This window comes from Halopelagius longus (assembly GCF_900100875.1).
In the GTDB taxonomy this organism is placed as follows: Archaea; Halobacteriota; Halobacteria; order Halobacteriales; family Haloferacaceae; genus Halopelagius; species Halopelagius longus.
Genome location: NZ_FNKQ01000004.1, coordinates 279,671 through 306,041 on the forward strand (window position 1 = coordinate 279,671; position 26,371 = coordinate 306,041).

Sequence of the window (26,371 nt, forward strand, 5' to 3'; positions counted from 1 at the left end):
ACAATCGGGATTACTCCGTCGCAGCGAGAAACAACTGCGTCTTGAGGAGGATCCGAATGACTTCGTACCGGACCCCACACCCGAGTTTGCTAGGTGATACCTCGGAAAGGAATCACACAATAGTATCAAATGAGTTCCCCGTCAGTCAGGTCGATTTCACCATTTGGAACAGCCTGCGCTAGATGATTCGGCCATGATCTTCGCAGCCAGAGAACTAGGGAACCGACTCGCATTGCCGGTTGCCAGACGAGTAACAATTTTGAAACGTTATTTCAGACTTCGGTCTATAGCTCGATGAGTTCTGCTCGCTACGAGGATCGGACGAACCGTTGGCAGATCTGATCGGTCGCATCGGAGACGCCTGCTACGAGAGCGTCGATGCCATCAAGGGAGCCGTCGAATTCGCCCACTCCTCGACTGCGGTCGACTCGTCATCCCGTGGTTCGACGCCGAACAGTTCGAGAGCGAGGCGGCGACCGAGGAAAGCGCGAACTGACCCCCTTTCGCTGGCCGAGGAGGTCTCCGATCGGAGCCGGAATAGACTACCACAAACGACGAGTTCGTCGAGGTCGACGGGCACCCCGCGTTCAAGGGACTCGCCGAGACACGTCGGATCTACTCATTCTCGACTACGAACACGACGAACCGCACGATCCCCCCTCAAACGCCGGAGCAGACCCGCGACGGAACCACAAGTCAGTCGCCCCGGTTACCCGCTCGGTTCCGGGAGAGCACGCAACCGACGCGGCGGAACGAGGAAGTTCGCCCGGCGCTCGGTTTCGAGAAACTCCAAGATACCGTCGTCGAGAGGGCAGTCGCCGCGTCTGGACGGATCGCCGTCGGCGCTCCGGTCAGTCGGTCCGTCCCCGTGGAACGGACAGCTAGACCCACCCGATGGATCGTCGCCACCATCGACGAACGTCATCGCTCGCCGTGTCTCGATAAAGTCAGTTATCGTCCGCTGGACCGAGGTGAAGTTGAACCCGACTTCGCCGCCGTCGACGGTAATTGCCTCCGACCGACGGAGGATGCGCGGTTCGAAGTTTTCGTCGCGCGCGCTCGCGAGTTTCTGCGTGTGGCCCACAACGCCTTCTGTCCGTGTGTGTTCGGTCGTCGCCGCAGCCATCTCCTCATTTACGCGGCTGTCGCTGGCGAGGAATTTCCCCGCCTCGCCGACCATCTCGACGGTGTGGTCCGGGCTGAACATCCTGTCGACCCGATCGCTCTCGGGGAGATCGTACCACGAATCGAGGTCGAGGGTCAACCGCGAGACGTGCAGGGTCGTCCCGCCCGCGAACGGTCCCTCCCGGATCGTAACCCGTCGTTCCGTCGCCTGATTCTCCGAGAATCCGGACTTGTACCCCATCGCAGACGGCGACTCCTCGGAGACGGCGTCTATCCCTACCTCGGCCGCCAGTTTCCGGCTCATCAGTCCCTCACCTTTGAACCCTGTCCGACGCTCGGCCACCTCGAACACCTCAGTTGGCGCCGACGGAACGTCGACGTCGTTGACGGTACTCCGGTTGCCGCGGAGTGCCTGTTCGGCGGCGAGTAACACCTCGACGCGGTCGCTCGTCATTGCCACCACGGCGTCGTGGTGGTCGGCCTTTGACTCGCCCTCACCGACAGCATCGAGCACCACCTCCGGAAATGGGAGATCGACGTTCTGCGGAAGCGAGTCATCGAACTTGGCGAAGTAATCTGGTGAGTAACCGACCATCGTGAGCAATCCGTCGAGGATCAGCGCGTCAGGGTCGCCGCCGGTACCGCGCTGGAAAGCGCGGTCGAGGCTTTCGAGGCACTCTGCGACGGCCCTGCGCTCGTCGTCGGTCGGAGGGATCGATCCGGTGTAACGGAGAAACAACAACAATTGATAATTCGGTGCTGCGGTGTTTCCGTGCGGGTCGATCACAAGGGAATCGTTCCACGCGTGCTGGGATTGCGGGTACGATTTGGGATCGGCCGAACCCGAGGGAACGTCCATCTCGCCGGTCGCTGCAGTCGTGTCGAGACACGCCGACAATGCGCTCATCCCCCCGGCGACGAGCGACGCCTGGAGGAGATTCCGACGCGTAAGTCTCTCGTCGGAGTCGTCCTGTGCCATGTACTCACATCCGATATCGTTCATCATTAATGTATCGTCGGGGCGAACCGCCGCCTTGCAACGAATTGTCGCGCTCGATTCAGCAGAAACGTTAAGGTGGATAGAGCAGTCTGCGGGGACATGAAAACTATCTCGCACGATAGCGGCGACCTCGAAGTGGGTATCGACTTCTCCGAACCGTCGTCAGCACTGCGCGCGTTCGACGGCGGTACGAAGGTGATCGATCCGTCGCCGATCGGGATCGATACGCCCGACGGGCCGTTCCCCGAGGCGTACGATCTCGTCGGGCGCAACACCCGTACGGTCGAGGAAACCATCGAGACGGCCCGCGGCAAGGCGACGACTCGCCGGCGTCGGTGGACACTGGCGACCTACACGTTCGAGTCCGAAAACGGTCATGCGGTCGACTTCGAGGTGTGCGTGACCGATGACGGAATCGCCTACCGCTACCGGATCGACGGCGACGGGGGAATGCTTCTCCACGGGGGCGAGCAGAACGGTCCGCAAGAGCGGAGCGGCTTTCGCTTCCCAGCCGGCGCGGTGTCGTGGTTGTTCGAGTACGACCACGATCACGAATCGGTGGGGAAGCACTACTCGGCGTCGCTTGCCGACGGGGAGTTCACCCCGCCTGGGTTGTTCCGTGTAAACGGGTCGTGGGTGCTCGTGGGCGAAGCGGGCGTTGACGGCGGCTACGCGGCCTCCCGCCTCACGACGAGCGAGCACGATCGCGGTTACGAGTTCCGAACGCCGGACACGACACTCCGACTGGCCTTTCCCGCCGCGACGCCGTGGCGGGTCGCGGTGATCGGTGATCTCTCGGCGATCGCCGAGTCGACGCTTATTCCAGACTTGGTCGACGGTCCTGACACCAACGGGGGCAATGCGCCGGTCGCCGTCGACGCAGACGACGACTGGGTTGAAACCGGGCGGGTCGCGTGGTCGTGGTGGGGCGAGAACCGGAGCCCCTCGGACTTCGAGCGTCAGAAGGAACACGTCAACTACGCGGCCGAACGGGGCTGGGAATACGTTCTGGTCGACGAGGGGTGGGACGAGGAATGGGTGCCGGACCTCGTCGAGTACGCTACTGAACGCGAGGTCGGCATCTTTCTGTGGGCCCACTGGACGGAGTTACACCGGGACGACGATCGCGAGCGACGACTTGACCGGTGGTCCGATTGGGGGATTGCCGGCGTCAAGGTCGACTTCATGGACGCGGACGATCAGGGCCGCCACCAGTTCTACGATCGATTCATGGAAGCCACCGCTGAGCGTGAACTGCTGGTGAACTTCCACGGATCGATCGTTCCCACGGGGCTGTCGCGCCGGTGGCCCCACGTCCTTACCTACGAGGGCGTCAAGGGAGCCGAACACCACCAGTGGACCGGTCTACCGCCCGAACACAATACGATTCTCCCGTTCACACGAAACGTCGTCGGCCCCATGGACTACACGCCAGTGACTTTCTCCGCGGAGAATCGCCTTACGTCGGTTGGCCACGAACTCGCTCTGTCGGTCATCTTCGAATCGGGCCTGCAGCACCTCGCCGACGACATCGAGGAGTACGCCGCCCGACCCGCGGCGGAGTGGTTTCTCGAACGGGTGCCCGCGGCGTGGGACGAGACGGTCCTGCTCCGCGGGCGACCGGGATCAGAGGCCGTGCTAGCGCGCCGTCGCGGCGGCGACTGGTTCGTCGGCGCAATTACTGCCGGCCCCGCCCGGACGGTCGAGATTCCGCTGACCTTTCTCGACGCGGCGCGGGAGGCACAGGTCGTTCACGAGGGCACGGACGGTGGGTCGTTGGTCCGCGATCGCCGACGCCTCGAACCCGGGGAGACGCTGGGGATCAACGTGGCCGATAACGGCGGGTTCTGCTTATATGCGCCGGAGTAATCAACGGTCGGTGGCGTCGGCGGTGGTCGATACACGCGGACGCGATAGTGCTCGCCCGTGAGTGCCCGGCGTCGCCGATACTGTAATCTCAGTGAAAAATATTAAATATAGTTCCCGCATATTCGGGTAGTATGCCAAATAGTGGCAGCCGTATCAGTCGGCGAACGTTTGTAGCTTCGGCAGGTACCACTGGTATCGTCACCCTCGCCGGGTGTTCGTCCTCCGACGGTAACGGCGACGGAGGGGGAACGGGAGATAACGACGCGGCGCAAGGAGGCGGGGAGACCGCCGAGGGAGTCGTCGATCGGACTTTCCACATGCAGGGCGGGATCGACTTCTCGAAAGTCAACTGGAACATGTTCAATCCGAAGGGAGACACCACACCTCAGCGTCTCCGCTGGATGGTGTGGGACCCGCTGGCCCGCCTGAAACAGCAACAGCAGGAGTACGAACCTCTCCTCGCCAAGGACTTTACCCTCGACGGAACGACCGCGACGATCAACCTCCGGGAGGACTATACATGGCACGACGGCGATCCGCTGACCTCGGCAGACGTCGTCACCCAGTGGCGCATCCAGAAGTACCTCGAAGCGCCAATGTGGGACTTCGCCCAGAGCGTCTCCGCGCCGGACGACTACACGGTGAAAATCGAGATGAACGAAGTCAACCCGGAGGTCGTCTGGCCCTCCTTCCTTGGCAACGAAATCTTCGCGAAGAAGTCCGAGTACGGAACGTTCCTGGAGGAACTCGAATCGTCCGACGGCAGCGACAAAGCCGTCCAAGCCGTACAGGAACACCAAGTCGGCACACCGATCGGTAACGGCCCGTTCGAGGTGACCGATGTCGGCCAGGACGTGGTGAACCTGAAACGGTTCCCCGACTACGCTCGGGCGGACAACATCAACTGGAGTAACGTCAAGGCGACGTTCTATCCTGAGGAGAAGACGCTGTACCAGGCGGCGATCGGTGATGAACTCGACGGCATCGACTTCGTCCAGATGCCGGACAACATCATCAACCAGTTGCCCGATCACTGGGAGGCGGTTCGCGTCCCCGGCTTCGAGGGGCCGATGATCGCGTTCGGACCGAAAAGCGACGTGGTGGGCGAGAACGCCGAGAACGCAGGGGTCATCCGGACGGCTATCGCGTACATGTTCGACTTCGAGCAGTTCACGTCGCTGATCAACTCCGAGGACGTTCCCGCTATCCAGAGCGGTATGTCGATCAGCGCCAACGAGAAGTTCCTCGGCGACAAAGCCAGCGACTTCACTCGCTACGGCAAGGCCGCCAAGACGGACAAGGCGACTCAGATCCTCGAGGACGCCGGCTTCTCGAAGAAAAACGGTACGTGGATGCGGCCTAACGGGAAACCGCTCGAACTGCCGGTGAAGTTCCCCGCCGGGTGGACGGGTGACCGCCCCGCTTGGCAGAACGTCGCCGACCAGTTCAAGCAGTTCGGCATCAACTCCGAGGGGCAACCCGTCGAGAACAGCACGTTCTTCGGACCGACGATCGAGAAGCACGACTTTGAGGTGGCCATCGCCGGCACCTGGGGGGTCGCCGGGCAGCCGTACCCCTACTTCGGCTTCCGAACGAATCTCGGGACGCTCACGGAACCGGCCTACCAGTACAACCCCGAGGTCAAGGAGTACGAGGTCCCGATGCCCGTCGGTAACCCCGACGGCGACACCCGGACCGTCAACGTCGACGATAAGATTCAGGCGCTAGGAAAGGCGTCCGAACCGAAGGAGGCGAAACGGTTGATCCGGGAACTGGCGTGGACGGTCAACCAGGCGCTGCCGTATCTTCAGCCGACGGAGGGGTTCAATCAGCACTTCATCACCCGCGATCAGTGGTCGTTCCCGTCGTCGGACAGTGCCCTCCTCAAGACGAACGTTCCCTTCACGTTCCTCCCCAAGATAGGTGAGATGCAGGCGACGAAGTGATCCCCTCCGCGTGGCGTCCCCGCCGTCGCGCCACCTCGGGGCGTCGTCGATGGCCGAATTCAACTGTCTTCTGCCCGCGATTTTGGCGCGCCGCGCGCCAGATTTTCGTACAGAGCGATATCCACGACACGAGTGATGTCCCTGACAATCGATACCATTAGTGACGGGAACATTTAACAATCAGAGGGGATATGTATCGATAGATATGGATTCGAGATGGGTGATAAAGCGCGTCCTGCAGTCGTTGCTTACGATACTGGTCGTGATCAACCTCTCGTTCGTTCTCGTCCAACAGCTTCCGGGCGGACCGATGGCGTACCTGCAGTCACAGTTGCGCGGGGCGACGAACCCCGAACAGCAACTTCGGTTGATGCGCCAGTACCTCAACATCGAGCCCAACCAGACGTTCACCGAGAAGTACGTCAGTTACATGGGATCGCTACTGCGAGGCGACCTCGGACGGTCGTTTACCCTCGACGCCCCCGTCGCCGACGTGATCGCGCAGGCACTCCCGTGGACGGTGTTCGTGATGTCGGTGTCGATCTCGCTGGCGTTCCTGTTGGGGATCGTCGCCGGGGCGATCATGGCCTACAAGGAGGGATCGCTGTTCGACTCGGTGCTCTCGGTGAACGCCATCGTAGCCCAGTCAGTACCGTACTACATCTTCGCCCTCCTGTTCGTCTTCTACCTGGGTTACGTCGGAAACATCTTCCCCACCGGCGGACTCTACGACAATAGCCTCACGCCCGGACTGTCAGTTCCGTTCGTCGTCAGCGTACTCCGGCACGCGGCGCTCCCCATCCTGTCGATCGTCCTCACGTGGGCTGGGGGATACGCGCTCGGGATGCGCGGCAACAGTATTCAGGTCCTCGGCGAAGACTACCTCTACGTCGCGCGCCTCCGCGGTCTCTCGCCGCGGCGCATCGCACTTCGGTACGTCGGCCGAAACGCTATTCTCCCGATGTACACGCACCTCGTGCTGTCGGTTGGCGCCGTCTTCGGGGGATCGGTCGTGCTGGAGGAGATTTTCCGGTACCGCGGTGTCGGTTTCTACCTGTTCACAGCGATCGAGGCGCGGGATTACCCGCTAATGATGGGGGCGTTCATGATCATCTCGGTTGCCGTCGTCATCGGCATCCTCGTGGCCGACCTCACCTACGGCGTCCTCGACCCGCGGACCGGAAATGAGAGCCAGCGAGAATCCTACGCCAGCGGCGCCTCTCTCCGTGAGATGCTCTTGCGCTTCCGGACCGGCGCCCTCGCGCTTCCGGCACGGATCGGTGGTACCCCGGCTGACGACGATGACGACGACTTCATCCTTGACACGGATCCGTACGAGCGGGTGACGCCTGACCGGGCCGATCGGCTCCGCCGGACGTTCGACGAGTCGATTGTCGCCCCGCTGAAGATTCTGCTGAGCGATTGGCGCGGTCGCGTGGGCATAGCTGTCCTCGTCGGTATCGTCTACCTCGGCACGGTCGGCGTGATGCTGGTCCCCGAACCGGTGACCGCGCCGCCGGATCAGCGGTTCATGCTCCCGTTCGTCGATTGGCAGTATCCGCTCGGGACCGACCGTGTCGGGAAGGGACTGTTTTCGATGACGGTCCACTCGACGCCGTACATCCTGAAGATGGTCGCCGCCGGCGCCGTCTTCGCCACGATGGTCGGCGCGCTCGTCGGAACGGTGTCGGGATACGCCGGCGGCCTCGTCGACCGCGTGCTCATGACCGTCAGCGACATCCTCCTGACGCTGCCGGGCCTGCCGCTTATCATCGTCATCACGTTCTACTTCGAGACGACCAACCCCTACTTCATCGGCGTCATTCTCGCGATTAACAACTGGACCGGGCTCGCCCGGTCGCTCCGCTCACAGGTTCTCACCCTACGCGACGCCGAATACGTCGAGTCGGCGCGGACGATGGGGCTGACGACTCCCTCGATCGTGCGCGAGGACCTGCTGCCCAACCTCATGCCGTACGTATCCGTTAGCTTCGTCGGCGCGGCCCGGAAGATCATCTTCGAGGCCGTCGCGCTGTACTACCTCGGCGTTCTCGGCGGTATCAGCCCCAACTGGGGGATCATGATGTCCGACGCCACCAGTTCGACCGCCGCGCTGTACGACCTCTCGATGTCCCACCTCATCCTCGTACCGACGCTCGCGGTCGTTCTGCTGTCACTAGGGGCGCTGATGCTCTCTCAGAGCGCCGACCGGATGTTCAACCCGCGCCTACGGTCGAAACACGTCTCCGACTCCGAGTCGACCGGGCCGACCCCCGCGTCCGAGTCGAGTACCGAGGTGCAGTCACTGTCAGACTGACCGACGACGCTTCGTTCGCCCTTCGTGGGGCTTGGCGGATCAGTACTTGCTGACGTTTCAGTCCTCCGCCGTCGTCACTCGCTGACGTACTCCCTGCCCGGGAAGAATCCCACCCTTCGGCGGGGTCCGGGCCCTCCGAACAGTTTCTCGGTCGCGTCGCCACTCTACCTACTGTTCGTCGGTGTCGACCTCGCGGCTCGCACGTCGGTCGTCAGTTCTGACCCTCGCGCCGCCGATCGTTTCGCCGACAGACGAGTAAGACGCCGACGGCCGCAATCAACGCGACGACGTTGATGATCGTCGCCAGTAGGAGCACGACCTCTGCGGCGGCGCTCAACCCCCCGACGAAGACGGAGAACGCCGAGAGAACCAGCAGTGTCACAGTGACTGCGATGACGATTCGTGCCGGGCCGCGGAGGGCGTCCGCGAGATCTCCGAAATCCGAGAGTGACGCCAACATGGTGGATACGTATCGCCGGGGGGATTTATTCGCTCGGGACGCGTCCGTGTCACTCAACCGCATGAATTATATACGGGAATGTCGATATATGCGGTATGCAGCTTAGCACGACAGATGATAGAGTTACCTCCGGATTCGGTGAAACTGTGCTTCAGATCGCAACAACGCACACCAGGTGATACTATGAGCACAGTTGACGAGCGCGCGGACGTGCCGTCGACGAATCAGGAGACGATCATGGAGTTGCGGGACGTGTCAGTCACCTTCCCGATGGGTCGAGGCGACTCGCGCGTCCTCGACAACGTCGATATTGACGTCGAGCGCGGCGAGATACTCGGCATCGTCGGTGAGAGCGGATCCGGGAAGTCGATGTTGGCATCGTCGATGCTTGACGGGGTCGAGGATCCGGGAATCACCACCGGGGAGGTGACCTACTACCCGCCGGACGCCGATCCCATCTCCGTCCTCGATCTCGACGACAAGGAGTTGAACAAACTACGGTGGGAGGACGTCGCCATGGTGTTTCAGGGGGCGATGAACTCGTTCAATCCGACGATGACCATCCGCGGACACTTCAGGGAGACACTGGAGGCCCACAACGCGGATGTCGAGGAGGGGATGCGGCGAGCGCGGAACCTCCTTTCGGACCTGTATCTCGAACCCGATCGGGTGCTTGATTCCTACGCCCACGAACTCTCGGGCGGCATGAGCCAGCGGGCGCTGATCGCCCTCTCGTTGATCCTTCAGCCGGAGATGCTGATCATGGACGAACCGACGGCAGCGCTGGACCTGCTCATGCAGCGGTCGATCGTCAGCCTTCTAGAGGAACTGGCCGACAAGTACGATCTGACCATGGTGTTCATCACTCACGACCTGCCGCTAGTGGCGAAACTCGCTGATCGGTTGGCGGTCCTCTACGCCTTCGAACTGGTCGAACTCGCGCCCACCGAGGACGTCCTGTTGTCCTCCTCACACCCGTACACCCGTGCGCTACTGCGGGCGACCCCGAACGTCAACGCACCTTTGGAGGAGATGAAACCAATCGAGGGCGTCGCCCCGAACCCGTCGTCGGTTCCGAAGGGGTGTTCGTACCATCCGCGCTGTCCCGTCGCGACCGAGCAGTGCACGAAAAGCGACCCCAGCCTCTTCGAGGTCGACGACGACCATCGGGCGGCGTGTTTTTATCCCGACGAAGCCCGCGAGTCCGTGCCGTTCGAACTCGACGGCGAGACGGAACATACCGCCGACCTCACCAGCAACAGAGGGGGTCAGTGATGAGCGATACTGTCGTCTCGCTGCGCGATGTGAAGGTCCATTTCGAGTCCGACGGGGGCCTCCTCGACGTGTTCTCGAAAAACGAGGCAGTTCACGCCGTCGATGGCGTCAACCTCGATATCGAGGAGAACGAAGTCGTCGCGCTCGTCGGCGAGTCCGGGTGCGGGAAGACCACGCTCGGAAAGGCCGCGATCGGTCTGCAGGAGCCGACCGAAGGGACGGTCAGCTACCGCGGGCAGGACATTTGGGAAACCCGAAGGGGAAACGCCGACAGGGGCGTCCCCTACCGCAAGATCCGGCGGGCGCTCCAGATCATTCACCAGGATCCGGGTGCGTCGCTCAACCCGAACAAGCGCGTGATGGAGTCGCTCGAACGCCCGCTGAAGAAATGGAAGCCTGGCCTCACCCGCGAGAAGCGACAGGCGCGGATCCTCGCCATGCTCTATCGCGTGGGGATGACCCCGCCGTCGGATTACGCCTACCGCTACCCTCACCAGCTATCGGGCGGGGAGGCCCAACGAGTCGCACTGGTCCGGACGCTACTGATGAATCCCGAACTCATCCTCGCCGACGAGGCCATTAGCGCGCTCGACGTGTCATTGCGCGTCGAGATGATGGACCTGATGCTCGAACTGCAGGACGCGTTCGACACCTCCTACCTCTTTATCAGCCACGACCTCTCGAACGCACGCTACCTCGCCGAGAAATCCGGCGGTCGCATCGGCGTGATGTATCTCGGCGAGATCGTCGAGATCGGGCCGGTCGAGCAGATTATTCACGATCCTCAACACCCCTACACGCAGGTGCTGATGTGGGCGACGCCCGAACTGGAACTCGACGACGGATCACGCGAGCGACCGCCCGTCAGATCGATCGACATCCCGGACCCGCAGAACCCGCCGGAGGGCTGTCGCTTCCATACCCGTTGTCAGAAGGCCCGCGAGGCATGCAAACGCACGCCCCCGACGTTCGACGTAGAGAGGGGCGGCGAAGTCGCTTGCTACCGGGCCGACGACGACCACGAGTACTGGGAGAGCGTTCCTCTCGAAGGCGCGAGCCGATAGTCCTGCACATTTATTTCCCATTAACCCGTTCGGTGATATGAATGAGCCGTGAACGGGTGATCGTAACTGCCGTCGTCCTCCTGGGAGTAGCAATGTACGCCGTTCCCGCGGCACTGATCGTGCCCTCGTTCGTCGGCGACACCGGCATCACCGCGTCGATCCAAGATGGGGGCGCGAACGGATCACAATCGGCGACAGACCTCAATTTTAGCGAGGTAGCCTCCGAGCGCGGCCTCGTCTACGAGTCGGTGCGCAAGCAAGCGGGGATGCGTGGGAAGATCAGCCGGTCGGGTGCGTTCGTCGCCGACTACGACAGGGACCTCGACAGTGACGCACTGTTGCTGGGTGGTAACCGGCCGATGCTGTTCGAAAATGACGGTGGCCGGTTCTCCCGCTCTAAGGCACTCCCGTCCCTCAACGAGAGCGCACAGTACCGGACGGCGCTGTTCGTCGACTACGACAACGACGGCTGGCGCGACCTCGTGATCTTTCCACTGTTCGGCGAACCGTTGTTGCTGCACAACGACCACGGTTCGTTCTCGCCGCGGCCGGAGGCCTTCCGGACGCGGATCAACGTGCCCGTCTCGGCTACCGCGGCTGACTACGACGGCGACGGCTGCGCCGACGTGTTCGTCGCCCAGAACGGCGACTGGAAGACGACCTACCCCGCGCGCGTTATGCCGAACCGGACGGCGGACAACGGCCAGCGCAACTACCTGTTCCGGGGGACCTGCGACTCTGACTTCCAGCGCGTTGACGTGGGCATCGACGGCGAACACTGGAGTCTCTCGACGAGTTTCGTCGACTTCACCGGCGACGGAAGGCCCGACATTCACGTCGCTAACGACTTCCACCACGACCTGCTGTACGTTAATCGGGGCGACGGATCCTTCGAACCCCGCGAGATTCCGAAGACCAACCGTAACGGCATGGCCTCGGAGGTCGCGGACGTCGACGGCGATACCGACCCTGACATCTTCGTCAGCAACATCTACTGGACTCGCCAGATCAGGGAGAAACTCGACACCATCGGCGTCATCACCGAGGGGTCGATTGGGAACAACCTCCTCATAAACGACGGCGAGGGCAACTTCACGGACCGCGCCGTCGAATACGACGTGCGCAACGGACGCTGGGGGTGGGCAGCGTCGATGACCGACCTCGACAACGACGGCGACCTCGACTTATTCCACACGACCCGCGAGCAGTTCGTTCCCGAGGAACTTGAGGCGAAGTGGGGCGAGCAGTTCGAGTACTACCAGCACTCCCGGATATTCGAGCGGGTCGAACGAGGGCGCTTCGAGGATCGAACCGCGACCGCCGTCGGGATGGTCAAGACTGACGGCCGCGGCGTCGGTCAACTCGACTTCGACGCCGACGGACACGCCGACCTGATCGCCGCCAACGCTGACGGGACGACGCGTCTCTACCGAAATCAGGCGCCGAACGGGAATGCACTGCAGGTGACCGTCCGCCCTGACGACAACCGGACCGTCCTGGGGACAACCGTGACCGTCGTCACCGAGAACCGGACGAACTACCGGCGGCTCAACGCCAAGGCGGACTTCCTCTCGCAGGACAGCCACGTCCTCCACGTCGGAATCGGCGACGCCGACCGGATTGAGCGCCTTCGCGTTGAGTACCCTGACGGAACTGTCGTCAGGTTCCACGACCTGTGTCCCAACCGCCGCCTCGTCGTCCGTGGCGACCGCATCGTCGAGCGACGGATGCTGGGAACGAACGCTACTCGAACTGCGACCTGCTGAGGTAGATCAGCGAAACCCCGACGAAGACTAGCGGAAACGCCGCGACAGTGAACGCGCCTGAGAGTCCGGCAAAGAGACAGAGCCGAAATCGGCGACCGCGGCGCGTGCAGGCCGCGGTGACGAACTGCGCCGCCGCGATGGCCCCGAGGGCGAGGGCGACCGCGGTGACCACGGACGTTCTGAGAAGGCCGAGGGCGTCGCCGCGGGTGAGGACCGTCGATTCGCCAGCAGAGGCCGCCCACAGGCGCGCGAGGAAGTCCATGGCAGGTCCGGGCCGATAGCCCGTCAGGAGCCACCCGGCGAGGACGCTCAACAGGAGGCCCGCCGCGAGGAAGTGCGCTGCCGCCACTGTCCGCGTTCTCGTGCCGAACCGAAGTTCGCGTCCGTTCACCATGTCCGTGAGAAACAGTGGCGCATGCGGCAGCATAGCCGTTTGGGTCCCTCGGCCGACCGACCCGCCGCACAACTTTCGAATCGGTACCTATTTCGGGGGGCGTGGTATACAGTAGCACGTGACATCACGATGAGAAGACTACAGCCCTACTTCCGATTCGGCGTCCTCCTGATTTTCGGCGTGGTCGTCTTCGCCGCAGCATACGCGTCGCTCGGGAAAGTAGCCGGAGTCTTCTTCGGCTTCATCTACATCCTCGCCGCGCCGGTGCTCTACGAAGTCGTGCGGCGAGGCTGGAGTCTCGTTTCGCGCGCTGAATCCGCGTAACTGGACGTCCGAGCCTGAACTTCGCGCGGCCGACGACGATGTAGGAGAGTGGCGGTCAGAACGGTAGGAGCGGTATCTAAACACGTCACCATTACTTGAACAGCGGATCGGGCGCCTCACAAGCGCTGTACGACGCGGCAAACTGACGGGCGAACAGATCTGCGCAGAACTCTCATTTCACCATGTGGGACGAGGAGCTCGATGATCACGTTCAAACTAAGAGTGTGAAACGATCGGCCGTGCGGCGGCCGGCCGAGCACTGGCCGACCGAGCATCGATCAAGGACACCGGCGCCGAGGAGAACACCTCCGCTGGGTCAGAAGGGTAAGTGCGCCGTTGCCGCCAATCTCCTCGGACCAAAACGGTTTGTCCCCGTCTCTCACCCACGAAATACACGGATCCGACGAAACTCCCGATCGGCCTCGGCGCCCGCGGGCGAAATTACGCTGAACTCTCGCGTCATCGGCCACCCTGTTCGCGGCGTCGACGCCGATACGAAGGCCGCTATCGATTTGAACGCGAGTACGACGCGACGACAGACGAAGGCCGCCCGAACTCTTCGGCAAACGACGTCCACTAGGGGTGGTGTCCGGGTTGCCATCGAGAAGGTTTACCGCGCCGGAGTAAGGGCTGAACGAGCGGTGAGCGATGGCTTAACTACGGGGCCGTTCGAGAAAGGGGTATGACAGAACGAACGTCGGACGAACGCGGGACGACCATCAAGTCGGTGGAGACTGCGCTTGACGTGATCGAGGTACTCGAGAAACGCGAACAGGCGGGCGTCACGGAACTCGCCGACGCGCTGGGTCGGTCAAAGAGTACGATCTACCACTACGTCAATACACTCGAACAGCGGAACTACCTCGAAAAGGAAGGTGGGAAATACCGGCTCAGCCTCCGCTTTCTCGCCCTCGGTGGGTTCGTTCGGGAACGGGAGGCACTCTACCGCCACGGTAAAGACGATGTCGACCGCCTCGCCGACACCACGTCTGAACTCGTTCGCCTCATCGTCGAGGACGACCACCAGGGACTCACCGTTTACCAGGCCGCCGGCGACAACGTCACCGACCCCCACACGCACGTCGGGACGACTGATTCGCTGTACTGCACGGCGGCAGGAAAAGCCTTCCTCGCGGAATTACCCGAACAGCAGCGCGAGGCCTACTTCGAAGAGACGGCCCTCGAACCACGGACCGAACACACGATCACCGACCTCGACGAACTGCGCGCCGAAATCGCCGATGTTGAGGAGACTGGCGTCGCACTCGATGACCAGGAGTGCTACGAGGGGATTCGATGCGTCGCCACGCCCGTCTGCTGTAACCACGAATTACTCGGGGCGATCAGCGTCTCCGGCCCCGTCGATCGCATCTCCGACGATCGATTCCGTACGAAACTCCCGAACGAACTCTGGAACGTCGCCGGAGTCGTCGAGATCAACACCACCTACTCCCGTTGGGAGTCGAGTATCGACTGAATAGAGTTTCAAATAGTGGTATGAATGGGGCGCCGGCGGTCGATTCGATGGTCTCTGAGCCGACACCGAACTCGATTGCGGCGTTGCCGACTCCATACGGACGGCGAGTCCGAGTTGTGCTTTACATACCTACGGTTGTAACTTCCCAAAGAGTGTTCGTCTTGGGTAGGCGGCAGGGGTTCGACTATATGGATACCGAGCTCGGGCACGGAAGTGTTTTTAAAATTGTGAAACGAGGGTGGCGAGCGAGGGCGCATCTGCGCTGAGTCTACCTCGAGGCCGGAGAAAGACACGACTGCGACCACGCGTTCGTCGTCGGTCGGGCGCGTTCGCCGGCTGGGAAGGCGTTGTTCGGTGACTTCGCACAGCGCATCGGACTCGAATTCGACGGCTACGTCACCGCGGCGACCCGGTAGCGTCGCTCACCAGTACGTATCGAGGACGTCTGCGGCGCGATCGAGGGTCTCGTAGGAGTCGGGACGCTCCTCGGCTTCGTACACCAACCAGTCGAACCCGCCGTCGCGGACGCGCGAGACGGTGGCTTCGAGGTCCAAGTCGCCGTCGCCCACCGCGACGGGGTCGCCCGCCGCCGCGTCGTAGTCCTTGAGGTGGACGATATCGACGCGGTCGGCGTGGTCGTCGAGGAACGAGAGCGGGTCGTACCCCGCCGCCCCGGCCCACCCGAGGTCCAGTTCCAATCGCAGGTCCGTCGCCACCTCAAGCAGTCGCGTCAGCGCCGGTTCGCCCCCGACCTCCGCGAACTCCTGATCGTGGTTGTGGTAGTGAAGGGTTAGATCGCGGTCCGCGAGGTCCGCGGCGACGGCGGAGAGACGTTCACCGGCGGACTCGACGGCGTCGGCCGACTCGAAGTGTTCGGGGTCCAACCACGGGACGGCTATCTCCTCGCAGTCGAGAGCGCGGTACGTCTCCGCCACCTCGTCGAGGTTCGCCTCCAACTCTTCGAGGCCGACGTGCGCGCCGGCGGGAGAGAGGTCGGCGTTCGAGAGGGCGGTTTGCACGTCGCCTACGTCCGTCTCACCAAGTCCCGCGAACTCGACGCCGTCGAACCCGGCGTCGCCGACGCGTCCGATTACGGTCGGGAGGGGGTCTTCGATGTCGTGCAGGCTGTACAGTTGGAATCCGAACTCGGTCATAGCTTCTCGGTCGTGCGAAGGGAAGTTAAGTGTCCGTGCTCGACCAACGGTTACCCGTTCTTCGGCGCGTTCGATAGCCGATGCTTACCGGAGCGTACGCCCCTTCTACCGCGGGAGACCGCTCAGATGCTTCGTCAACTGCGCGTCGGTTCCCGGTCGAGGAGTTCCCGCGCCTCGTCGGCGCTGACGAGACTCGTCTCGCCCGGCAATTCGCCGCGTACCGCCGCCTCGGGGTAGTACTCCTCGGCGAGGGTCCGCGAGTCCGCGTTCGACGGTGGTGTCGGCGGCGACGGCCCAGAACGCCTCGTGGCCGTCGTGGTCGAGAACGACGCCGTGGTCGTCGGTCTCCGGGTCGTAGCGGTACAGGTCGCCCGCCGGGATGTCGCGCCAGTAGAGGACGCCCTCGTCGGGGGGCCGAAGCGGTCCTTCGCCCGTTCGACAGGACGTGTCTGCGATTCTTTCCGTCATGGGTCGGCGTGCGCGGACGAGGGGGAAAACGGGTTAGTCGCATCAATCGGCGAGGAGGATCAGACGAACCGCGCTCAGTCGTCGGCGTCGGACTGCACCGCGGCCTCCGCGTCGGAGTCGGCGGCGTCGAACACCACTTCGCCGCCGTCCTCGGCGCTTCGGTAGATTGCGTCGATGAGTCGTTGGACCGTCACGCCCTCTGAGACGGTGTTCCGGTCGTGGACGCGTTCGCCGCGGAGGACCTCGAAGAAGTACTCCCACTCGGCCTCGTAGGGGTCGCCGTCCGGCGTCTCGAACGTGTGGTCCGCGAGGGAATCCTCGCGGGTCGTGTGGACCGTCAGGCCGTCGTCGCCGGGAGTCAGCGTCGCGCCGCCCTCGTCGCCGCGGACCTGCACGTGTTGGACCGGTTCGGTGTTGCTCGCCCACGCGCAGTTGAGGTGAATCGCGCTCCCGTCGGCCGTGCGGACGAGTGCGCGGACGTGGTCCTCCACGTCGAACGTGCCGTCTTCCACGGGGTCGCCGCCCCACATTTCGAGGTACGTGTACTCTTGGGCCTTCACGCCGAAGTGAGACCCCGTCGTCGCCGACACAGACTCGATATCGGGGAAATCGAGGACCGAGAGGGCGAGATGGAGCATGTGCGGGCCGATGTCCACGACGACGCCGCCGCCGGCGATGTCCTTCTGGGTGAACCACGACCCGAGTTGCGGGATGCCGCGGCGGCGGACGTACTCGACGTTCACCTCGTACACGTCGCCGAACTCCCGCCCGCGGACGTGGTCGAAGAGGAGGTCGGTGTTCGGTTCGAACGCCTTCATGAATCCCACCATCACCGTTCCCTCGTTCTCCCGTTCGGCGTCGGCGACGCGCCTCGCCCCCGCCACCGAGTCCGCGAGGGGTTTCTCGACGAAGACGTTCGCGCCCGACTCCAACGCCGCCACTGCGCAGTCGGCGTGGAACGCGTTCGGAACGGCGACGACCACGACGTCCAACTGGAGAGTCGACAGCATCTCCTCGTAGCGCTTGAACGTCGATTTCACGCCGTGTTCGTCCGCGAACCGCCGTCGAGCCGTCGGGTCCACGTCCGCCACCGCCGAAATCTCCCCTCCGAGTCGGGAGATTCGCTGGGCGTGCCAGTCGGCGATGGTTCCGGCACCGACGAAGCCGATGCTAAACTCACTCATGCAGAATACGTTCACATCCCATGTATTAAAATTTTCCAGTACATCGAGGGATATCTGGTCACGCGCGGATAGCGCGGCGGATGCGCGGCGCGAAGCCGAAGGAGAGCTTCGCGGGCGCACCGGTCACGGAATCGGGCGGCGACTCGGAACGGTTGATACTGGACTCGGGGCGCATCACGATGAGAACGCACCGGTCAGTCGGTCTGAGATGCCGCCACACGCTACTGCGTGACGGAGTGTAATAATCGTTTGGGTGATTCAGTACGTCGCCCCGACGTGCGTCACCCAGAGGTCGTCTCGGAGAGTCGTCTCGACGTCGCCGGCGTCGTCGGCGTCGAAGCGGACCGTCTTCTCCTCGCCGGGGACGAGGTGGAAGTAGTTGTCGGAGAACGTGCCGTCGGCGGGGACGTCGAGGGCGACGAACAGCGCCGCGGCGTCCGTGCTGAGGACGAGTTCGTCGCCCGAGACGGCTACGGAGACGTCCGGTTCCGGGAGTTCGAGGCGCTTGAACTCCTCGAAGAAGGCGTAGGCGGGGTGGGAGTCGGCACCGTCGAAGGTGGCCCGGACGAACACCTCGTCGGTCCGTCCATCCGGAACGAGCGAGCCGATATCGACGGTCAGAACGGATTCGCTCGCGAGCGCCGGAACCGACGCCTCGGCCCGTCGCGTCGCTAAAACGTCGCCCTCGAACGAGAGCAGTTCCACGCTGACCGTCCCGTCGAGGGGTTCGCGTCGGTCCGAGGTCAGCCACACGTTCAGTTCGTCGTCGTCGCGTTCGGTACTGAGGAGCACGGGCGCGTAGATGCGCCGCGCGACGTGCTGAAGCGCCTTCCAGTCGCCGCCGTACTCGACGGACGACCACGACGCGCACTGCCAGAGGTCGTTGAATTGCCAGTACAACGTCCCCGTGCAGTACGGCTTGAGTCGCCGCCAGTGCTCGATGGCCGTCTTCATCGCCAGCGCCTGTTGGACCTGGCTGAGGTAGACGAAGCCGTCGAACGAGAAGGGAAATCGGAAGTAGTCGGTCATCTGCCCCAGAATCTTACCGTTGCCGTTCTCGTGACGCTGGTGGTGTTCCATCAGCGGTGCGGTGGGGTTCAGTTGGTCCTCGGGCACCACGTCCGAGAGTGTCGAAACCGAGGGGAACGACTGGTAGCCGAACTCCGAGACGAACCGCGGTTCGACCGAGTGGTACTCCTCGAACGGTTCGCCGCTGTGCCAGACGTCCCAGAAATGGACGTCACCTTTGTCCTCCTGGTACGGGTCGCGCCTTCCGGTTCCGCTGGAGGGCGACCCCGGCCAGTACGTCCGCGTCGGGTCCTCCTCCTCGACGATGGAGTCGAACAAGTCGTAGAACAGCGTCTCGTAGTCCTCGTACAGGTCCTCGAGGTGGTTCCTTCCGTCGAACCAGCTCTGCAGGCCCATCTCTATCTCGTTGTTGCCGCACCAGAGTGCGAGCGAGGGGTGATCGGTCAGGCGGCGGACCTGGTACCGGACCTCCGCCTCCACGGAGTCGAGGAAGTCGTCGTCCGCGGGGTAGAGCGCGCAGGAGAACATGAAGTCCTGCCAGACGAGGACGCCGAGTTCGTCGCATCGGTCGTAGAACGCGTCGTGTTCGTAGTAGCCGCCGCCCCACACGCGGAGCATGTTCATGTTGGCGTCCACCGCGCTCTCCAATAGGTCGTCGTAGCGTTCCTCGGTGACGTTGCCGTGAAGCGCGTCGACCGGAATCCAGTTCGCCCCCTTCGCGAATACGGGGACGCCGTTGACCTCGAACTGGAACAGTTCGCCGTCGTCGCCGTCGTCGTCCCGGCGGAGCGACAGTTCGCGGAAGCCGATGCGCTCGGTCCGGGCGTCGTGAACCGCGTCGCGGTCGGGCGAGGTGAGTTCGACGACGAGTTCGTACAGCGGTTGGTCGCCGTAGCCGTTCGGCCACCACAGGTCGGGGTCCGAGACGGTGAGATCGAGCGTCACTTCCGAGGTGCCCGCTTGGAGGGCGACGCGGTCCGCGGCCGTCGCGCCCGTGACGGAGGCCGTCACGAGGGTGTCCGCCGCCGTCGGCGCGTCGATGCCGACGGTGACCGAGAGGTCCACGTCGCCGTCGCCCCGGTGCGTCTGTTCGGTCTTCACGCACTCGACGCGCGGGTCGGAGAACGCGACGAGTTCGATGTCGCGCCAGATGCCGACCGTCGGAAGGCAGGGCCCCCAGTCCCACCCATAGTGACACTGCGCCTTTCGGATGAAGTTCCGACCGGGTTGGTCCACCGGGTAGCGGAGCGTCGGCACCTCGTAGTCGTGCGCCTCGGCGCGTTCTCGACTGTACTCCACCGGCGAGTCGAACGCCACGCGTATCTCGTTCTCGCCCGTGACGAGTGCCTCCGCCGCGTCGAACTCGTAGCACCGGTGCATGTTGGCCGTCTCGCCGACGACGGTGCCGTTCACCTCAACGGTGGCGACGGTGTCGAGGCCTTCACAGCGGAGGAGAACCGACTCCTCGTCGAGGAACGCCTCGTCCAGTTCGACGGTGCGTTCGTACACCCAGTCGGTCTCTCCGACCCACTGCAGGTCAAGTTCGTTGTCCGCGTAGTAGGGGTCCGGTATCTCGCCCGCCGCCAAGAGGTCGGAGTAGACGCCGCCGGGGACGGACGCCGGCAACCGCCGGTCGTCGCCCCGAGAGCGAAACTCCCACCTTCCGGTCAAGGTACGCGTCTGCATACCTCGCACGAACTCTCACAGGGTAATAATCCTACCGATAGATGCGTCGGTCATCCGGCGATATCCGGCAGCTACGGAGCCGTATCGTCCGTTTGCTACTCGGAACGAGGGGTGATTTTCGGCGGCCGGCGTTCGGGAGCGTCAAACGGTCCGGCGGATCGAGGCGCGACGAGTCGAGGGGCCGAGGGGAGAGAGGAAGGTGTTCGGTCGGAGTGCCGCGCCGTTCGACGGTGCCGGCGCGCGTCGACTCCGATACCCGCGTCGTCGTCGGCACACTCGGACGTACGAGTCGGAAGAACCGCAGACGTTCGTTTGACGCTTCCGAATGCGCGAGGAACGTACCGAGACAGTAATACGGTTGTAACGGGTGGCCAGAGAGGAGGCGCGAGGGAGGTCAGAAGGCGTCGGTCCACTCGGAGTACGTCGTGTTTATCTCGACGACGCCGACGACGTTCTGGATTCGGTTCGGGATGTCGGTCCGGAACCGGTCGTCGTCGATTCTTTCGGTCGGACCGGAGACGCTGAGTGCGCCGAGTAGTTCGCCGGTCCCCACGTCGATGGCGGAGGCGACGCAGCGAACGCCTTCGTACCGTTCCTCGTCGTCGAAGGCGACGCCGCGGGAGCGAATCGCCTCCAGTTCCTCGCGGAGGGCGTCGGGGTCGGTTATCGTCGCGTCGGTGTACGCCGTCAACGGCGCGTCGGCGAGGTAGGCGTCGAGTTCGTCCGCCGAGAGTTCGGCGAGGAACGCCTTCCCGGCGGCGGTGCAGTGGAGTTCCTCGACGCTTCCGACGTGGGTGTGGGTGTCGGTGTCGGCGACGTTCTCGCCGGTCGATTGATAGAGGGTGATGCCGCGCCCGTCGTGTTCGACGATGAGGCGCGCCTTCTCCCCGGTTCGGTCGGCCAACGCGTCCACGTCGTCCTTCCCGAGGTGGTAGAGACGCTGGCGTTCGCGCACCTCCCCGCCGAGAGCGAGGAACGTGAGACCGAGTCGGTAGCGGCCGTCCACCTTCTCCACGTAGCCCCGTTCGACCAGCGTCGTGAGGTGGTGGTGGACCGTGCTCTTCGAGCAGTCGAGGACCGTCGCCGCCTCGGAGACGCCTACCTCGCCGTGTTCGCGGATGTACTCCAAGACGGAGAGCGCGGTTTCGACCGACTGTATCGTCTTGCCGCCCTCGTTCCCGCCTCGACCCCCGGTACCCGGTGGCTCGGTCATGGCGAAACGTCGGGGATGCGGCGTATAAGGTGTTACGCAGCGTTAGTCGCCACGTCCGGCGCGGTAGATTCGGTCGATGGCGCGTTGCACCTGCAACGCTTGGTCGATGTCGGTCAGTTCGGGGCTCTCGTCGGTAGCCACTGCGCGGGTGAACGCCGCCAGTTCGTCGTGGTACGGGTCGTTGAACGGCGCGACTATCTCGGAGTTGACGAAGTGGTCGCTCCGTCCGCTTCGCGCCTCGTACAGTTCGAGGCGATTTCGCTCCGACACTTCGAGTTCGACTTCGTCCAGCGTGTTCGTGATGTCGAGGTGCGCCCCCGCCTCCGTCCCACGGAGCATGTACGAGTGCGTCGACTCCATGTTCGCCGCCCACGCGACTTCGACGTTCGCCGTCATTCCGTTGTCGAACTCGCAGAAGGCGGTGACGGAGTCCTCCACGTCGTACATCCGCCCCTCGTCGTCCTCGCCCCACATGTGGAGGTACGCGTAATCGTCATGGTGGCCGAAGTCCGACCGTGCGGTGGCCATCACGTCCGTTATTTCGGGCCAGTCGCTCAGAAACAGAAGCATATCGAGGAGGTGCGCGCCCACGTCCATGAGTGCGCCGCCGCCGGCGATGTCCTTCGACGTGTACCACGTGCCGCGTCCGGGGACGCCCCGGCGGCGGACGAACCGGGCGTCCACGTGCGTCACCTCTCCGAGGTACCCCTCCTCGACGTAGGATTTCGCCACCTGACAGATGTTGCGGTAGCGGTGGTGGAATCCGACGGCGCAGATGTTCCCCGTTCGCTCCGCCGCCTCGGCGATGCGCTCTGCGCTCTCTAAGGTGTGCGCCAGCGGTTTCTCCAGTAGCACGTCGAGCCCCGTTTCGAGGGCTTTCACCGCGGCGGCCTCGTGGAACTTGTTCGGCGTCGAGATGACCGCCGCATCGATGTCCTGCGCGAACAGGTCGGCCGGACTCTCGAACGTCGTCGTATCGAACTGGCGTTGGAACTCCCGGCGGGCCTTCGGGTCGGCGTCCACGCCGAACACCTCGTGGCCCATGTCGGTGAGAATCTCGACGTGGTTCGTCCCGTGGGGACCCAAGCCGACGATTCCGATCCGGAGTTCCGTGTTGTCCATGTCGTACGGACAGTGTGCGATTATTAAACATATTGCGGTCAGATCGAGGGAATACGCTACGGTATCCGCCTGTGATACATTCGAATCATCTTGCGTTCTCCGTCAATCGACGACGTAGACAGGTGCGTCGTATCTCCGGGTCGAAACCCCAGACAGCCTCCGAGAAGGATAATCGCTCCTGTTTCAAGACATCAGTTCGTCGAGAAGGAAAGCGCGCGAAAAAGCAGTCGCGACCGCTGGATCGAGGTAATAATGACGGCTGCACTGGTCACGCACTGCTGCCCTGCAGAACGAGTTATAATTTATGAACGAACCGCTCCTGAGACGAGGGATCGAAGCGACCACTCTGCCTGAATTCGTCTAAATCCACGAATCAGAGACCCTCTATAGCGGGTGTATCCTCAACTTTCGCCCTTGTGAAGTTTGTATAGCTTAATATAGTTTATCATGGTGGAGTAACATGCTGAAGTCCTGATACTGTGGGTATGGGTGGCTGCAGAGGCAGAATCCGAATTAGCACATTCCACTTTCGTGTAGCCGCATACACGTAAGTAGATTCAAGGGGGTCGGCGCTGTATCCTCATCGGACTCGATGCCAGCCACGAAATCCCCGGGTTACAGTCCACGAAACACCCATCCCACCAGAGGAGGCCGACGGTGAGCGTCGACGATGCGACCGAGTTCACGGGGGCAGTCGCCCGCTACCTCCGCTCCAGCGGAGACTCCAAACAGTACCGCGACACCGCCGAGACTGTGCTTGGACAGTTCGAGACGTGGCTGCGGCGCCGCAACCTCGACTCGTTCGAGGACCTCGAACGCGACGGCGAACAGATCATCCGGCGATACGCCGACCGACTGAATCAGCGCGTCGACGCCGACGGCATCGCGGCCTCGACGGCGCAGATGTACTACAACGTCATCTCCGGGTTCCTCGGATTCTGCGTCCGCGACGGCGTCCTATCGCGAAATCCAGCAACGACGGACCGCGCCCGTGAACCCTTGCCTCGCGACGACCAAGACCGCACCCAGCAGTTCTGGACACCCGACGTCCGTCGGCGACTGGTCGAGTACACGAACGACCGAGCGTACGAGGCTATCGAGGAGGACGACCTCGACGCGACGCAGGCGGTCCGAGAGCGCGCGTTCGTCCATATCCTCGCGTACACGGGCGTCAGAGGCGCGGAGGTCTTTCGCGTGAGCGGCGACGACCGCGAGGGCCGACAAGGACTGACGTGGAGCCGGGTAGACCGCGAGTCCTGGACGTTCCGAGTCTGGGGGAAATCGCAGTCCTGGGAGGACGTATCGGTGCTAAAGCAAGCACGAGACGCTATCGATCGGTGGTACCGGGTGCAGGATCCGCCGACCGACGAGTGGCCGGTGTTCCCGACCGCTCACGCCCCCTCGAAGTACGCCGCTGTCCGAGCGGTGCGGGAGGATGCTGAGGACTTGCTGGCGGATGCTGACGTGGATCCGGTGCTTCGGGAGTGCGAGATCGCGCCGCCGGCGATCACGACCCACGGTGCTCGGAAGGTACTGGCGCGAATCGCCGAGGACGCCGGAGTCGAGGTGGACGGTGAAGCTCCGAAATTACACGGTGCTCGTCGCGGCCTCGGTGATACGTTGTTCCGGAAGGACCGCGGACTAGCGTCGGATATTCTTCGGCACAGTAGCCTCTCGGTCACGAAGCAGGCGTACTCACATATCGACGCATCTGAGCGGGGGGATGCGGCGAGTGAACTCCTCGACGAGTAACCCCGAAAGAGACAACGGGTAGCCCGGTGAACCCCTCAACGTGCCAGTAGTGTGCGCGATATAGAGGGCGTATCCATCATGGAAACCTCGTTTGTTTCGTCTTCTTGACTCTGAACTAACCGCTCAGGAGGAGTACAAATCTACCAAATACAGCCTCATGACAGAGGCTCAATAGCTTTAAAGACAACGGAGATACAAGAACAACCTGAAAACATGGCCCTTCTGCGTCGAATTTGGTGGACTCTCCCTTCTACTGTTCGGTTGACGCTTTTTGGCCTCGCCACGATTAGCTCATTTGCAGTCTGTATCGGTGGACGGCTAATCATCGAGCTTCAACTCCTTACTCCTGCAGAACGGGAATTGTTGAGAGTTCCCATGGTTATCTGTGGGCTGTTTCTCGTTGGACTGTCCGTCTTCATCGCATCGAATTCACCTGCGACTTCGACCGCTGAATAGCCGCTCTATACTCACCGACCACCGATCTTCGCAGATTGACGTCATCCTACAGAAGCGCAAGGAGGGCGTTCGTATCGACGGCGGTATTCACGCTTCGGCCTCCGTATCTCTGCCGTCGGAAAAGTCGTCCCGGTGTCGTCCTCAGCCCAAGCGGCGGTTCGATGGCGCCAGAGGGTGCGTTCGGCTGCAGTTTTCGTCTCTCGCGAGTCTGTTGAGACGTCTCCTCTGTTCTCGGAAGCACCGGCCGTCGGGGGAGGACATCGACCCCGCTGTTTCCACTTGTGCTTATGGCTATAAGTCAAAGTGGTATGGAAAGGAGCCGGTTCTCCCCTGCCTGCCAGTGAGAACGCTGTATTCGGACGAACCGCCTGATTCAGGCCAGCCATATACTGCATGGCGCTATAGAAAATTTTGATGTCGACTCTACGACCTCGGAGGCTAGTTTGATGTGGAACTTACCTTCCAGCGAAGGAAGAACCGGCCGAGGTCGCCCTTGTACCCGAGAATCCGTTCCTCTGAGTTCCGGCCGTTACTATCGAGTTCGACTTCACCGTCCCACGGTTGCCCTTCGTGATGTCGGCTGTCGATCCGGCTTTTGGATCCAGTTGTGAACGGTGGATCGGTACCGATTGACACTCAGCTATCGAGAACAAAATTGTATCCGAAAACGGCAGTGTAGATAAAGTGGGATACCGAGCTTCATCGCCGCCTCGGGTGTCGCCTCTCGCTTAACAAGCCCTCGCCCGAAACAGTCACTATCACAGTCGAGGTGGGCGATTTTCGGCATAGGCTACTAGAAGCTCGCTCTGCCTCATGCATCATTCTTGTCTAAAATAATACGGGAAAGCAATTAAGTGGCTGTAACCCATCGTATACAATGTGGAAAGCATACCCGACATAATGTCGTTAGGACATAACCATCCTGCGCGAACAGACGTGTGTGTGCATGGTCCTGAAAATACAGGTGTGCAAGTGATAGCATGAGTGAATCTGCCACTAACATTAGCCGTCAGAGACGGAACGGTTATTTGATGTTGTCCGGAGTCGTGATACTCGGAGCAGGGAGCATTATCGCTTCCCAGCTTTACGACTTACCACTAATAAGCTACCTTGGAATTCTGATCCCAGCTGTCGTACTCGCTGTATTCGGCTACAGAGCGGTCTCCGCAAGCCGAGATGGAAAGGCCTTAGGTGACGAACGGACCGCTGAACTGTTCGGACGGGTCGGTCTCAATTCGTTCTGGGTCTTTATGACACTTATCGGGCTTGACGGCCTGGTTCAAATTGTCC

19 protein-coding genes are annotated in these 26,371 nt (G+C 62.5%); 10 read left to right on the plus strand and 9 right to left on the minus strand.

The annotated features are described in order from the left end of the window. Window positions 1-709 precede the first annotated feature (709 nt). Window positions 710-2,104 carry a DUF7405 family protein gene (locus BLS11_RS16365; protein WP_092538891.1) on the minus strand — a complete coding sequence of 465 codons (1,395 nt, stop codon included), beginning with the start codon at window positions 2,102-2,104 and terminating at the stop codon, window positions 710-712. 120 nt (window positions 2,105-2,224) lie between these two features. Between BLS11_RS16365 and BLS11_RS16370 the strand changes: the two genes are divergently transcribed. The 3 genes from BLS11_RS16370 to BLS11_RS19525 all read left to right on the plus strand — a co-directional run bounded on the left by BLS11_RS16370 (window position 2,225) and on the right by BLS11_RS19525 (window position 8,257). Beyond that, window positions 2,225-3,994: a glycoside hydrolase family 97 protein gene (locus tag BLS11_RS16370; RefSeq protein ID WP_092538853.1), complete on the plus strand. Its 1,770-nt coding sequence runs from the start codon at window positions 2,225-2,227 to the stop codon at window positions 3,992-3,994. A gap of 317 nt (window positions 3,995-4,311) precedes the next feature. Further along, window positions 4,312-5,940 (plus strand): ABC transporter substrate-binding protein, encoded by a 1,629-nt coding sequence (locus BLS11_RS16375; RefSeq protein ID WP_175454480.1) that lies wholly within the window; start codon window positions 4,312-4,314, stop codon window positions 5,938-5,940. 205 nt (window positions 5,941-6,145) lie between these two features. Next, window positions 6,146-8,257, plus strand: a complete 2,112-nt coding sequence (locus BLS11_RS19525) for an ABC transporter permease subunit (protein ID WP_114936191.1) — start codon at window positions 6,146-6,148, stop codon at window positions 8,255-8,257. 211 nt (window positions 8,258-8,468) lie between these two features. Here the strand turns inward: BLS11_RS19525 and BLS11_RS16385 are convergent, their stop codons facing one another. Then, window positions 8,469-8,774, minus strand: a complete 306-nt coding sequence (locus BLS11_RS16385) for a hypothetical protein (RefSeq protein WP_139172811.1) — start codon at window positions 8,772-8,774, stop codon at window positions 8,469-8,471. Window positions 8,775-8,900: 126 nt separating this feature from the next. On the opposite strand from BLS11_RS16385, the gene BLS11_RS16390 reads away from it, so the two are divergent. The 3 genes from BLS11_RS16390 to BLS11_RS16400 are packed head-to-tail and all read left to right on the plus strand — an operon-like array spanning window position 8,901 to window position 12,822. After that, window positions 8,901-9,992, plus strand: coding sequence for an ABC transporter ATP-binding protein (locus BLS11_RS16390; RefSeq protein WP_092538856.1), 1,092 nt, complete (start codon window positions 8,901-8,903; stop codon window positions 9,990-9,992). Continuing rightward, window positions 9,992-11,056 carry an ABC transporter ATP-binding protein gene (locus BLS11_RS16395; protein WP_092538857.1) on the plus strand — a complete coding sequence of 355 codons (1,065 nt, stop codon included), beginning with the start codon at window positions 9,992-9,994 and terminating at the stop codon, window positions 11,054-11,056. The genes BLS11_RS16390 and BLS11_RS16395 overlap by 1 nt, the downstream gene beginning before the upstream one ends. A 41-nt stretch (window positions 11,057-11,097) precedes the next feature. Beyond that, window positions 11,098-12,822, plus strand: a complete 1,725-nt coding sequence (locus tag BLS11_RS16400) for a CRTAC1 family protein (RefSeq protein ID WP_092538858.1) — start codon at window positions 11,098-11,100, stop codon at window positions 12,820-12,822. Here the strand turns inward: BLS11_RS16400 and BLS11_RS16405 are convergent. Beyond that, window positions 12,800-13,171 carry a hypothetical protein gene (locus BLS11_RS16405; RefSeq protein WP_139172812.1) on the minus strand — a complete coding sequence of 124 codons (372 nt, stop codon included), beginning with the start codon at window positions 13,169-13,171 and terminating at the stop codon, window positions 12,800-12,802. The genes BLS11_RS16400 and BLS11_RS16405 overlap by 23 nt on opposite strands. Before the next feature lie 174 nt (window positions 13,172-13,345). On the opposite strand from BLS11_RS16405, the gene BLS11_RS16410 reads away from it, so the two are divergent. Both BLS11_RS16410 and BLS11_RS16415 read left to right on the plus strand, forming a co-directional pair. After that, window positions 13,346-13,540 carry a hypothetical protein gene (locus BLS11_RS16410; protein WP_092538860.1) on the plus strand — a complete coding sequence of 65 codons (195 nt, stop codon included), beginning with the start codon at window positions 13,346-13,348 and terminating at the stop codon, window positions 13,538-13,540. 682 nt (window positions 13,541-14,222) lie between these two features. Beyond that, on the plus strand, window positions 14,223-15,017 hold the full coding sequence (locus BLS11_RS16415; protein WP_092538861.1) for an IclR family transcriptional regulator: 795 nt from the start codon (window positions 14,223-14,225) through the stop codon (window positions 15,015-15,017). 422 nt (window positions 15,018-15,439) lie between these two features. On the opposite strand, the gene BLS11_RS16425 is transcribed toward BLS11_RS16415, so the two are convergent. From BLS11_RS16425 to BLS11_RS16450, 6 genes are all read right to left on the minus strand, one after another. Further along, window positions 15,440-16,171, minus strand: a complete 732-nt coding sequence (locus tag BLS11_RS16425; RefSeq protein WP_092538862.1) for a sugar phosphate isomerase/epimerase family protein — start codon at window positions 16,169-16,171, stop codon at window positions 15,440-15,442. Between the two features lie 105 nt (window positions 16,172-16,276). Then, window positions 16,277-16,639 carry a hypothetical protein gene (locus BLS11_RS20025; RefSeq protein WP_092538863.1) on the minus strand — a complete coding sequence of 121 codons (363 nt, stop codon included), beginning with the start codon at window positions 16,637-16,639 and terminating at the stop codon, window positions 16,277-16,279. 74 nt (window positions 16,640-16,713) lie between these two features. Continuing rightward, on the minus strand, window positions 16,714-17,823 hold the full coding sequence (locus BLS11_RS16435; RefSeq protein ID WP_092538864.1) for a Gfo/Idh/MocA family protein: 1,110 nt from the start codon (window positions 17,821-17,823) through the stop codon (window positions 16,714-16,716). A gap of 258 nt (window positions 17,824-18,081) precedes the next feature. Further along, entirely contained in the window at window positions 18,082-20,538 is a 2,457-nt protein-coding gene (locus BLS11_RS16440; protein WP_092538865.1) for a beta-mannosidase, read from the minus strand. Between the two features lie 394 nt (window positions 20,539-20,932). Further along, a complete protein-coding gene (locus BLS11_RS16445; RefSeq protein ID WP_092538866.1) occupies window positions 20,933-21,751 on the minus strand; it encodes an IclR family transcriptional regulator in 819 nt (272 codons plus the stop codon). Between the two features lie 42 nt (window positions 21,752-21,793). Beyond that, complete coding sequence (locus BLS11_RS16450) at window positions 21,794-22,873, minus strand: Gfo/Idh/MocA family protein (protein ID WP_092538867.1); 1,080 nt, start codon at window positions 22,871-22,873, stop codon at window positions 21,794-21,796. 657 nt (window positions 22,874-23,530) lie between these two features. Between BLS11_RS16450 and BLS11_RS16455 the strand changes: the two genes are divergently transcribed. Together BLS11_RS16455 and BLS11_RS19635 are read left to right on the plus strand one after the other, a co-directional pair. Continuing rightward, window positions 23,531-24,625 (plus strand): tyrosine-type recombinase/integrase, encoded by a 1,095-nt coding sequence (locus BLS11_RS16455; RefSeq protein WP_245698991.1) that lies wholly within the window; start codon window positions 23,531-23,533, stop codon window positions 24,623-24,625. 1,487 nt (window positions 24,626-26,112) lie between these two features. Continuing rightward, a partial coding sequence (locus BLS11_RS19635; RefSeq protein ID WP_217629027.1) for a hypothetical protein occupies window positions 26,113-26,371 on the plus strand: 259 nt, incomplete at its 3' end.

Bases quoted from the DNA above. Each gene is read 5' to 3' on its own strand.
- BLS11_RS16370 (WP_092538853.1), top strand. From the start codon at position 2,225: ATGAAAACTATCTCGCACGATAGCGGCGACCTCGAAGTGGGTATCGAC.
- BLS11_RS16415 (WP_092538861.1), top strand. From the start codon at position 14,223: ATGACAGAACGAACGTCGGACGAACGCGGGACGACCATCAAGTCGGTG.
- BLS11_RS16410 (WP_092538860.1), top strand. From the start codon at position 13,346: ATGAGAAGACTACAGCCCTACTTCCGATTCGGCGTCCTCCTGATTTTC.
- BLS11_RS20025 (WP_092538863.1), bottom strand. From the start codon at position 16,639: ATGACGGAAAGAATCGCAGACACGTCCTGTCGAACGGGCGAAGGACCG.
- BLS11_RS16445 (WP_092538866.1), bottom strand. From the start codon at position 21,751: ATGACCGAGCCACCGGGTACCGGGGGTCGAGGCGGGAACGAGGGCGGC.
- BLS11_RS16390 (WP_092538856.1), top strand. From the start codon at position 8,901: ATGAGCACAGTTGACGAGCGCGCGGACGTGCCGTCGACGAATCAGGAG.
- BLS11_RS16440 (WP_092538865.1), bottom strand. From the start codon at position 20,538: ATGCAGACGCGTACCTTGACCGGAAGGTGGGAGTTTCGCTCTCGGGGC.
- BLS11_RS16395 (WP_092538857.1), top strand. From the start codon at position 9,992: ATGAGCGATACTGTCGTCTCGCTGCGCGATGTGAAGGTCCATTTCGAG.
- BLS11_RS19525 (WP_114936191.1), top strand. From the start codon at position 6,146: ATGGATTCGAGATGGGTGATAAAGCGCGTCCTGCAGTCGTTGCTTACG.
- BLS11_RS16375 (WP_175454480.1), top strand. From the start codon at position 4,312: ATGCAGGGCGGGATCGACTTCTCGAAAGTCAACTGGAACATGTTCAAT.
- BLS11_RS16425 (WP_092538862.1), bottom strand. From the start codon at position 16,171: ATGACCGAGTTCGGATTCCAACTGTACAGCCTGCACGACATCGAAGAC.
- BLS11_RS16400 (WP_092538858.1), top strand. From the start codon at position 11,098: ATGAGCCGTGAACGGGTGATCGTAACTGCCGTCGTCCTCCTGGGAGTA.
- BLS11_RS16450 (WP_092538867.1), bottom strand. From the start codon at position 22,873: ATGGACAACACGGAACTCCGGATCGGAATCGTCGGCTTGGGTCCCCAC.
- BLS11_RS16365 (WP_092538891.1), bottom strand. From the start codon at position 2,104: ATGGCACAGGACGACTCCGACGAGAGACTTACGCGTCGGAATCTCCTC.
- BLS11_RS16435 (WP_092538864.1), bottom strand. From the start codon at position 17,823: ATGAGTGAGTTTAGCATCGGCTTCGTCGGTGCCGGAACCATCGCCGAC.